Genomic DNA, 10,453 nt, shown 5'->3' on the forward strand with positions numbered 1-10,453 from the left:
TTTCGCTCCTGTTCTTCGTCAGATAGCCCGCTATCTTCCTCATCACAAAAGCGAAAATGCCTCAAAAACTCATCCCAAATCATCGCACGATAAATTCAAAACAGCTTCTAACACTAATTATCCACTGATAGCAATCTTCATCACCCCGTCCAGCTTATTCTCAAAAATGTGATAAGCCTCCTCTATCTGGCGAAGTGGAAAACGGTGGGTAATAAGCGGAGTAGTGTCTATCTTGCCTGCTTCTATCAGACCGAGTATCTCGGCGCAGTCACACCCGTCCACACCGCCAGTCTTGAAGGTGAGATTCTTGCCATACATGTCGGGCAAAGGCAACATTTGGGGCTTGTCGTACATCGCCACCACGGTCACGATGGCATTGGGGCGGGCACACTCCCACGCCAGGCGGAACGTATCGTCTGTTCCTGCCACTTCCATCACCACATCGGCACCACCGTGCACACTATGCGCTTTCACAAAGGCAAGGCAATCTTCGGGTTCTGTTACCAGCACTTCGGGGTAATGCCGGCGTACGAAACGGATGCGTTCGGGCGAACGTTCGCACACAATGATGCGCCGCGGACGCTTCAGCATCGTGCAAAGCAAGGTACAAATACCCGTAGGACCGGCTCCGATGATAAGCACCGTATCCTCCTCTTTCACCTCGGAGATACGCGCCGCCCAAAAGCCGGTAGCAAGTATATCGCCCACAAACAACGCCTGCTCGTCGGTCACCGAGTCGGGGATGCGGTTCAGCCCTGTGTCGGCATAAGGCACACGTACATATCCCGTCTGCCCACCATCGATACGGCATCCCAGCGCCCATCCGCCGTGAGGGTCGGTACAATTGTTCACGTACCCGTGGCGGCAAAAGAAGCATTCTCCGCAAAAGGTTTCCACATTGACGGTCACACGGTCGCCCGGCGCAATGTTCTTCACAGCCTCGCCCACGGCTTCCACCACACCCACCATCTCGTGACCTACCGTGATGCCCGGCACGGCACGCGGCACGCTTCCGTGTTTGATATGCAGGTCGCTGGTGCAAATGCTGCTCAGCGTGACCCTTACGATGGCATCGCGCTGCCCCTCCAGCCGAGGTTCCGGCTTATCGCGCCATTCGAATCTGCCTTGTTCTACATAAGTATAAGCCAACATAAATTCATTTACTATTTTTCAATTTACAATTTACAAAACTACAGTTTAATGTGCTAAGAAGCTATTTTGAATTTCTCCAAAAAGTTTTTCTTGGCTTGATGTATCCGTTTTCGTGTGTGCTTTGGGCGATTTTGGGTCCTTTTCGCTCCTGTTCTTCGTCAGATAGCCCGCTATCTTCCTCATAGTAAAGACGCAAGATTTTGCGTCTCTACAAAAACTCATCCCAAATCATCGCACGATAAACTCAAAACAGCTTCTAATAAACAAATGCAATGTGCTGATTCATTCTCACATTAGCCATTAAATCTACTCATTTCTTCCCAAATTCCGGGTCTATCTTCAGCAAGGCCGCCACGGCGAAAGTCGCACCGCAGCACGCCATAATCCAGATGAAGAAATGACGATAGCCCAGAAGCTCCTGAAGCCAGCCGGCTGCCATGCCAGGCAACATCATGCCCAGCGCCATAAAGGCGGTACAGATGGCGTAATGGGCGGTGCTGTGGCTCCCACGCGAAAAATAGATGAGGTACATCATGTAGGCGGTGAAGCCGAAGCCGTAGCCCAACTGCTCGATGAAAATGCACACGTTGACCCAAAGTAAGGGCGTTTGGGGAAAATAGCTGAGGTAAACGTACACCAGATCGGGCAGAGATATCGCCCATACCATCGCCCAAAGCCAACGCTTCAAGCCGTGACGCGCCACGGCGATGCCACCCAGAATGCCGCCCAAAGTCAACCCGATGACGCCCACTGTGCCCTGCGTGAAACCTATCTGCTCGGTGGTCATGCCCAGCCCTCCTTCTGCCACGGGGTCGAGCAGGAACGGAATGCCCATCTTCGCCAATTGCGCTTCGGGGAAGCGGTAGAGCAGCATGAAGAGCAATGCCACGCCGATGCCTTCCTTACGGAAAAACGAGCGGAAAGTGAGAAGGAACTCGCGCCACAGGCTCTGCGCCGAAATGCTTGCTGCCGGACGATCGGCACTGGGACACGGAAGTACAAAAGCGTGGTAGACGAACACAGCAAGAAACACCCCCGCCAACAGTAAGAACGTAACGCTCCAGGCAAAAGGGACTCCCCTACCCGACTGTTCCAACCAGCCGGCAAACATCAGGAACAATCCTTGGCCGGCGATGGTGGCAAGGCGGTAGAAGGTGCTCCGGATGCCCACAAACAAAGCTTGCTGGTGCGGCGTAAGCCCCAACATATAGAACCCGTCGGCTGCAATGTCGTGGGTGGCAGAGGCAAACGCCATCAGCCAGAACAGGGCGAGCGTGGACTGAAAGAAATGCGGTGCAGGTATAAGGAAAGCAATACCCGCCAGTGCAGCACCAATAAGCATTTGCATTGCCACTACCCACCAGCGTTTGGTGCGCACCAAGTCTACGAACGGGCTCCACAAAGGCTTGACCACCCACGGCAGGTTGAGCCAACCCGTATAGAGCGCCACCTCGGCATTCGAGATGCCCATCCGCTTATACATCACCAGCGAGAGGGTCATTACCGCTATATAGGGCAGCCCTTCCGCAAAATAGAGCGTAGGCACCCACGCCCACGGAGAATCTTTTTTCAAGTTACGATTTGCCAATTTGCTATTCATGTGAACCAGGAGTTAAACGTAGTTATGTTTCACAGGAGTTATCACTTCGTTCAGGAGTTAAAGGTCGATAGTCTTACCGAGAATCTGTTTTGAATTTCTCCAAAAAGTTTTTCTGAGGTATTGGCATTCAACTCCCAGCCCACACCAGCGGGGCGATAACTTCTCACTAGTCGTCTCCTTCATCGAAACGGTCCTCACCATCGTCTTCATGACAACACCCGCGATGGTGGCGGTGAGGACGGCGATAACGGTTGTGGTCGTCCCACTCATCATCTCCTTCGTCGAAATGGTCCTCGCCGTCATCCCAAGACTCGCCTTCCCAGCGTCCTTCGTCCCACTCGTCATCCCATTCGTCATCGTAAAAGCGGTCGATGATGTTTCCCCGCTCCGACACCACCAGCACGTAGCTTTGGTCATTACGGTCGGCCTGAACGATATAGAACATTCCCCGACGGTTCTCCATCGCCATATTATCGTTATCGTCTATCTCTTCGTACACGAACCCTGTCCTTCTCAATACACTGATTACCGCACGCGGAAGCCTGCTGCGGCGTACTTCCCACATGGTACGCAACCATTTTCCATCGGCATTGAAAATAACGATCTTTTCCTTTCCGCGATGCGACATTTTCACTTCGATGAATCCGTCATCCCAATCACGGTCTAAAATACGGGCATCCGGATATCTGTTCCGTACAAACAACGTAGGATCACTCTCTGCATACACAAAAAGCGCAAAGCACATTGCCATCATTCCTAAAAATACACGCATTTTCATAAATAGTCTGTTTTTTAATGGTCTACGGCAAATGTACAACACTTTTTCTTATCTGCCAAAAAAACAATTGGCAATTGACAACCGGCAAAGTGCTTTGTGCCCTTTGGGGACTGGAGCATAAAGCAATCATTACCAATCATCAATTGCCAATCAGAAATAATTGTCAATTGTCAATTGCTCAGTTATTTTCCGGACGGAGCTTACGTACTACCACACCCGTCTGCCACATTTCGCTTTCGCGCAAGGCTTTCAACTCTTCGTTCAGCTTTTCGCGATAGTCGGGCTGAGAGTTGGAGTCGATGGAACGCTGGGCTTCCAGTCCGTCGGCTACCGACTTATACAGTTTTTCGAATACCGGCTTGGTAGCATCGTGGAACGGAACCATCCAGTCGAGTGCGCCGCGCTGGGCGGTAGTAGAGCAGTTGGCATACATCCAATCCATACCTTTGGCGGCAAAGAGCGGCATCAGCGACTGGGTAAGCTCTTCTACGGTTTCATTGAAAGCTTCAGAAGGCGTGTGCCCGTGTTCGCGCAAAGTTTCGTACTGAGCCAAAAGCAAACCCTGGATGGCACCCATCAGCGTACCGCGTTCGCCGGTCAGGTCGGAAGTAGCTTCGCGCTGGAAAGTGGTTTCGAACAGGTATCCCGAACCAATACCAATACCCATAGCGATGACACGGTCCCAAGCCTTACCGGTAGCATCCTGATAGATAGCGTATGACGAGTTCAGCCCGCGGCCTTCGAGGAACATGGTACGCAAAGAAGTTCCCGAACCTTTCGGTGCCACCATAATCACGTCTACATCTTTCGGGGGAACCACACCTGTACGGTCGTTCCACGTAATGGCGAAACCGTGAGAGAAATACAGTGCCTTACCAGCCGTAAGATGTTTCTCGATAGTCGGCCAGCAAGCTATCTGCGCTGCATCCGAGAGCAATACGGCGATAATCGTCGCACGCTCGCAAGCCTCTTCGATGCCGAAAAGGGTTTCGCCCGGCACCCATCCGTCAGCAACGGCTTTATCGTATGTCTTTCCCGGACGCTGGCCCACGATGACATTGAACCCGTTATCGCGCAAGTTCAACGACTGGCCCGGTCCCTGTACGCCGTAACCGATTACGGCTATGGTTTCGTCTTTCAATACTTCACGTGCTTTTTCCAAAGGAAATTCTTCGCGGGTCTCTACGTTTTCGATAACTCCGCCAAAATTCATTTTTGCCATAAAATTACAATCTTTTTACGCAGACCTTAACGGTCCGCAAGTTAATATTTGAGTTTGTTAGTTTTTAAGTTTGTTAGTTTTTAAGTTTTCACCACAAAGGGCACAGAGGTTTTTAATTCTTCATTTTTAATTATTAATTATTCAAACACCACTTTGCTCCGTATGGCGGTCTCAGTCCCGTTCTTCCGTACCTCGATGTCGTATTCGTTTTCCGACTTCTGTTCCCGATAAAACCCCAGCACATCACCATAATGGCTTTCGGCTGCATACGCCACCTCAAAACGGTGCAGCGTTTTTTCACGGTACATTTCCAGCGGAAACAGGTCGAGGATATGCTCGATGTACTTGATGCTGTTCACATGCCCGTTCAGGTCGATGTCGCTGTACCGGGTATGATATTCCGCCACCGGCTGCGCATCGCCTACCTTTACCCTGCCCGCCTTTGCGATGGGACAAGGCTTGTCGGCGCATATATAGCTTGTGATTTCATCGCCATGCAAGAGAAACAAATCGGCAGGCTTACGAGTCTCCATACTAATCATCGCCCATACCGAACGTGCATAACCGATGGGCTTGCCTTCCGCATTGAGTACCGCGAAGTTGCGGTCGGTGAAGAGCCGGTAGACATTTTCCACCCATGTCTCGATACTGAACTTCTCGTATGCCCGGGGCATATCGGTCATTTCCACCGCCAAGCGCGAAAGCACCCACGTATAATGGTTCTCATTCAATACCGCTATCCCAAACCCGCGGTCGGCGGCATGGAATCCGGCACAATTCAATAAATGGTTTCCCAATACTCCCATGGTGAGCCGTCCCGCAAAATCTACATGAAAAGGCTCAGCCACAAATTCGTATCTGCCTACTTTCTCTTTTGCGTCCATAATGTTTACTCTTTTTTCTCTTTCAAATAACGTTCTTCCCGATGCGCCAGGTACTCGTTCACCCGCTCGAAACAACTGGTAGACACAGCTATCCGCCCTGAGCGGACAAACTGGAGCACGCAGTTCAGGTCTTTCAGCTTCTGGTACAAGTCGGTGATTTCGGCACTCATTCCTGTCAGTTCCACGATGCAGAACGTGGGGTTCACCTCCACGATGTGCGCACTGGCACGGCGCACCACCTTCGATGCCTCGGGGTTCGACTGAAACTCGGGTGTAGAAACCTTGTACATCGCCACCTCACGCTGAAAGATTTCCTTTTCAGTGAAATAATGCGCCTGAATGACGTCGATTTTCTTCTCTATCTGACGCACTACCTTCTCCACGATGTCGGGGGTGGTCCAGCACGTTATCGTATATTTATGCACGCCCTTGATGGAAGATGCCGAAACGTTCAGACTCTCGATATTGATTTGCCGGCGGGTGAACACGGCGGTCACCTGATTGAGCAAACCGGCAAAGTTTTCCGAGTGAACGATAATTGTATATAATGTCTTATTATCCATTTGCGTTTTATTTTTAGGTAACAAGTTGACGAGTTAACGAGTTGACAAGGTTTTAGATACACAAAGCTATTCAGAACCTTGTCTCCTTGTAAACTGGTACCTTGTCAACTGATATTCAACAATCCAGTTCAAGCAGCATATCGTTTACCGAACTTCCCGGAGGAGTCATCGGGAGGACATTGCCTTCTTCTACCACACACACTTCGAGCAGGAAAGGACCGTCGGTGTCCAGCATCTCGCGGATGGCACCTTCCAGCTCGTCCCGTTCCATCACGCGGCGTCCGGCTATGCCGTAGGCGGCAGCTATCTGCATGTAGTCGGGGTTCATCATCGGCGTAAACGAATAGCGGCGGTTGAAAAACATCGCCTGCCATTGGCGCACATTACCTAAGTAATTATTGTTCAGTAAAATAAGCTTCACCGGTACTTGCTGCTCCATCACGGTACCCAGCTCTTGCATCGTCATCTGCAAGCCTCCGTCGCCCATAAAGGCGCATACCATACGTCCGGGACATCCAAACGTGGCACCAATTGCCGCCGGAAGGCAGAAGCCCATCGTTCCCATACCACCCGAAGTCACGATGCTCCGTTTTTTCCCAAACTTGAAATAGCGGCATGCCATCATCTGGTTCTGGCCTACATCGGTCACCAATATCGCTTCGCGGCAAGTTGCCTCGCTCACGGCATTGACCACCTCGCCCATATTCAGCGGACCGCTTTCGGGATGTACCTCGGGACGGATTACCTGCTCGTACTCTTTCTCATCGTACGGGCGGAAACTTTCTATCCATTCCGTATGCTTGTGGGTCTGTATCAATTCGGTCAGCAAAGCCAACGTACGCTTGCAATTGCCCAGCACGGGCACATCCACCGGCACGTTCTTGCCTATCTCCGAAGGGTCTACATCCAAGTGGATGACCTTCGCCTGACGGGCGTATGTTTCCAGCTTACCCGTCACACGGTCGTCGAAACGCATCCCCACGGCTATCAGCACATCACACTCGTTAGTCTTCACGTTAGGAGCAAGATTACCGTGCATCCCCAGCATTCCCTTGTTCAGCCGATGGGCTGAAGGCAATGCCGAAAGCCCCAACAAGGTACATCCGCAGGGGATGTCCGCCTTCTCGGCAAATGCTTTCAGTTCTTCTTGTGCACCTCCCAATTCTACACCCTGCCCTACCAGCAGCAAGGGGCGTTCGGCTTCGTTGATGAGCTTCACCGCCTCTGCCACCATCTTCGGGTCAGTCTCGGGGTCAGGGTCATAACTCCGGATAAAGTCCACATCCACCGGTTCGTATTCCGTCATTTCGGTCTGCGCATTCTTGGCAAAATCAAGCACCACCGGACCGGGACGCCCGCTCCGCGCAAGGTAGAACGCACGCGACACCGCCCATGCCACGTCTTCGGCACGACGTATCTGGTAACTCCATTTCGATATAGGCTGGGTAACACCTACCAGGTCCACTTCCTGAAAAGCGTCTGTTCCCAATAACGATGCACCCACCTGACCGGCTATCACCACAATGGGCGTACTGTCTATCATCGCATCCGCCACACCAGTAATGGTATTCGTAGCACCGGGACCGCTCGTCACCAGACATACTCCTACCTCACCCGACACCCGGGCAAAGCCCTGTGCCGCATGTACCGCTCCCTGTTCGTGGCGCACAAGGATATGGTTCAACTTGTCCCGATGGTCGTATAATGCATCAAATACCGGCATAATGGCTCCGCCGGGATAGCCGAAAAGCGTCTTCACCCCTTCGTGCTCCAGCGAACGCATCAATGCCTCCGAGCCTGTTATTCTTTCTTTGTCCATATTCTTCCTTTTATTTATTTTAGGAACTAGGGTTTATATACTAGTTGACTAAGCTTTGAATAGTCTTACGAATGGAATCCAGAACCTAGTTACCTAGTACCTAAACAATTCAGTCAATCATTCTCACTCCTCCTTTATCCGCCGAGCTTACCATCGCGGCATACGCCCTGAGAGCTTTCGACACCTTGCGGTCGCGCGTAACGGGTGCCATCGGACGTGCCGCCAGTTCTTCATCGCTCAGCCGTACGTTGATGGTGCGGTTCGGGATATCTATCTCGATGATGTCGCCGTCTACAATCTTACCGATGTTTCCCCCGGCAGCAGCTTCGGGCGAAATGTGCCCGATGCTCAAACCCGATGTACCGCCGCTAAAGCGTCCGTCGGTAATGAGGGCACACTCTTTGCCCAAGTGTTTCGACTTGATGTACGATGTGGGGTAAAGCATTTCCTGCATTCCCGGTCCTCCTTTGGGACCTTCGTGGGTGATGACCACCACATCGCCGCTCACCACCTTGCCTCCCAAGATTCCCTCGCAAGCCGCTTCCTGCGAATCGAAGACTTTAGCGGGACCGGAGAATTTCCAGATACTCTCATCCACTCCAGCCGTCTTCACCACGCATCCGTCCTGCGCAATGTTGCCCTTCAATACCGCCAGGCCTCCGTCTTTCGAATAAGCATGTTGCAAATCACGGATACACCCTGTGGCACGGTCGGTGTCCAACGTATCGTACATTGTGTCCTGCGCGCCCAGCGCGATGCAGAACTTTCCGCCCGGTGCGCTCCGGTAAATGCGCAACGCCTCGGGATCGGGAGCAGGCACACATATATTATATCGGGCTATGGCTTCTGCCAAGGTAGTTCCGTCTACCCGGCGCACCGAAGTGTCCAGCAAGCCTCCCTTCGCCAGCTCGCCCAAAATGTTCAGAATACCACCGGCACGGTTCACGTCCTGTATGTGGTATTTCTGCGTATTGGGAGCCACCTTGCACAGGCAAGGCACGCGTCGCGAAAGCTGGTCGATGTCGTCCATACAGAAATCCACTTCCGCCTCGTGGGCAATGGCAAGCAGGTGAAGCACCGTGTTGGTAGAACCGCCCATCGCAATGTCGAGGGTCATGGCGTTGAGGAAAGCCTGGCGTGTGGCGATGCTCCGTGGCAATACACTATCATCCCCATCACGGTAATACTTCCACGCATTCTCCACGATGAGCCGTGCCGCGTCTTCGAACAGGATGCGGCGGTTGGCGTGCGTAGCAAGAACGGTGCCGTTCCCCGGCAGGGCAAGCCCGATTGCCTCGTTCAGGCAATTCATCGAGTTGGCGGTGAACATTCCCGAGCAGCACCCGCATCCGGGGCAGGCATGACGCTCTATTTCCGCCACATCGGCATCGCTCACACTCGTGTCCGCCGACTTAATCATCGCGTCTATCAGGTCGAGATGCATCCCGCCCCACTCGCCGGCCTCCATCGGTCCTCCCGACACGAACACCGTGGGGATATTGAGCCGCATCGCCGCCATCAGCATCCCCGGCGTAATCTTGTCGCAATTGGAGATGCAAATCATCGCATCCGCCTTATGCGCGTTCACCATATACTCGATGCTGTCGGCGATAATGTCGCGCGAAGGCAATGAATACAACATCCCGTCGTGCCCCATCGCTATTCCGTCATCAATGGCAATGGTGTTGAACTCGGCGGCAAAGCACCCCTGCCGTTCGATTTCGGCTTTCACCATCTGCCCGATTTCATGCAGGTGGGTATGTCCCGGCACAAACTGGGTAAACGAGTTGACCACCGCAATAATCGGCTTGCCCATCATTTCTTTCTTCATCCCGTTGGCCACCCACAAGGCGCGGGCTCCCGCCATGCGCCGGCCTTCGGTACTCATTGAACTGCGTAACTGATGTTTCATCTCCATTATGTTTTTTAGTTCTTTAGTTTTTAAGTTTATTAGTTTTCAAGTTCTTGAGCTTCCACCCAATCACAATACCAGCTTAACCCAACTGCCAATTATAAAAAAGCCTCTCTCGACCTCAGGGGTGAGAAAGGCTTTTCAACGTATAATCTCGAACAACTACATACACGAACCTTCCTCACCCCCTGGTACCACCACGACGTGAATCAAATGCAGGACTGCCAAGTTAATTCGTATATCAGTTGTCATTGTCATTGTCATTCGGTTTAATTGGTTTTTACGGTTGCAAAGGTAAAGCCTTTTCCCGAATAAACAAATAAAATGAAACTTTTTTATCGAAAAAAATTATCATTAGTAAGAGAGCGTTTCAATTTTTCCGATAAATTTATTTAGCGGATATGAATCAATGTATGATTGAGAAGCTGTTTTGAATTTCTCCAAAAAGTTTTTCTTGGCTTGATGTATCCGTTTTCGTGTGTGCTTTGGGCGATTTTTTGGTCCTTTCCGCTCCTGTTCTTCG

General features: G+C 51.7%; 9 protein-coding genes. All 9 read right to left on the reverse strand.

The genetic code is table 11. The features are described 5' to 3' along the window. Positions 1 to 117: 117 nt before the first annotated feature. The 9 genes from B5F78_RS14775 to ilvD all read right to left on the reverse strand — a co-directional run bounded on the left by B5F78_RS14775 (position 118) and on the right by ilvD (position 9,930). Positions 118 to 1,152, reverse strand: coding sequence for an alcohol dehydrogenase (locus B5F78_RS14775; protein ID WP_087407072.1), 1,035 nt, complete (start codon positions 1,150 to 1,152; stop codon positions 118 to 120). A 61-nt stretch (positions 1,153 to 1,213) separates the two neighbouring features. Then, positions 1,214 to 1,348, reverse strand: a complete 135-nt coding sequence (locus B5F78_RS17980; RefSeq protein ID WP_255376638.1) for a hypothetical protein — start codon at positions 1,346 to 1,348, stop codon at positions 1,214 to 1,216. 114 nt (positions 1,349 to 1,462) lie between these two features. Beyond that, the gene (locus tag B5F78_RS14780; RefSeq protein ID WP_087407073.1) at positions 1,463 to 2,752 is read right to left on the reverse strand and encodes an MFS transporter; all 1,290 of its coding nucleotides are present in this window, start codon (positions 2,750 to 2,752) and stop codon (positions 1,463 to 1,465) included. Positions 2,753 to 2,918: 166 nt separating this feature from the next. Then, positions 2,919 to 3,530 (reverse strand): PepSY-like domain-containing protein, encoded by a 612-nt coding sequence (locus tag B5F78_RS14785; RefSeq protein ID WP_087407074.1) that lies wholly within the window; start codon positions 3,528 to 3,530, stop codon positions 2,919 to 2,921. 178 nt (positions 3,531 to 3,708) lie between these two features. Beyond that, positions 3,709 to 4,752, reverse strand: coding sequence for a ketol-acid reductoisomerase (gene ilvC / locus B5F78_RS14790; RefSeq protein WP_013616880.1), 1,044 nt, complete (start codon positions 4,750 to 4,752; stop codon positions 3,709 to 3,711). Between the two features lie 137 nt (positions 4,753 to 4,889). Beyond that, positions 4,890 to 5,636, reverse strand: coding sequence for an acyl-[acyl-carrier-protein] thioesterase (locus B5F78_RS14795; protein ID WP_013616881.1), 747 nt, complete (start codon positions 5,634 to 5,636; stop codon positions 4,890 to 4,892). Between the two features lie 5 nt (positions 5,637 to 5,641). Then, positions 5,642 to 6,199: an acetolactate synthase small subunit gene (ilvN, locus tag B5F78_RS14800; RefSeq protein WP_013616882.1), complete on the reverse strand. Its 558-nt coding sequence runs from the start codon at positions 6,197 to 6,199 to the stop codon at positions 5,642 to 5,644. A gap of 115 nt (positions 6,200 to 6,314) precedes the next feature. Continuing rightward, positions 6,315 to 8,018 (reverse strand): biosynthetic-type acetolactate synthase large subunit, encoded by a 1,704-nt coding sequence (gene ilvB, locus B5F78_RS14805; protein ID WP_087246951.1) that lies wholly within the window; start codon positions 8,016 to 8,018, stop codon positions 6,315 to 6,317. Between the two features lie 109 nt (positions 8,019 to 8,127). Next, positions 8,128 to 9,930 carry a dihydroxy-acid dehydratase gene (ilvD, locus tag B5F78_RS14810; protein WP_087407075.1) on the reverse strand — a complete coding sequence of 601 codons (1,803 nt, stop codon included), beginning with the start codon at positions 9,928 to 9,930 and terminating at the stop codon, positions 8,128 to 8,130. Positions 9,931 to 10,453: the final 523 nt, after the last annotated feature.

The organism is Bacteroides sp. An279, assembly GCF_002159615.1.
Taxonomy (GTDB): Bacteria; Bacteroidota; Bacteroidia; order Bacteroidales; family Bacteroidaceae; genus Phocaeicola; species Phocaeicola intestinalis.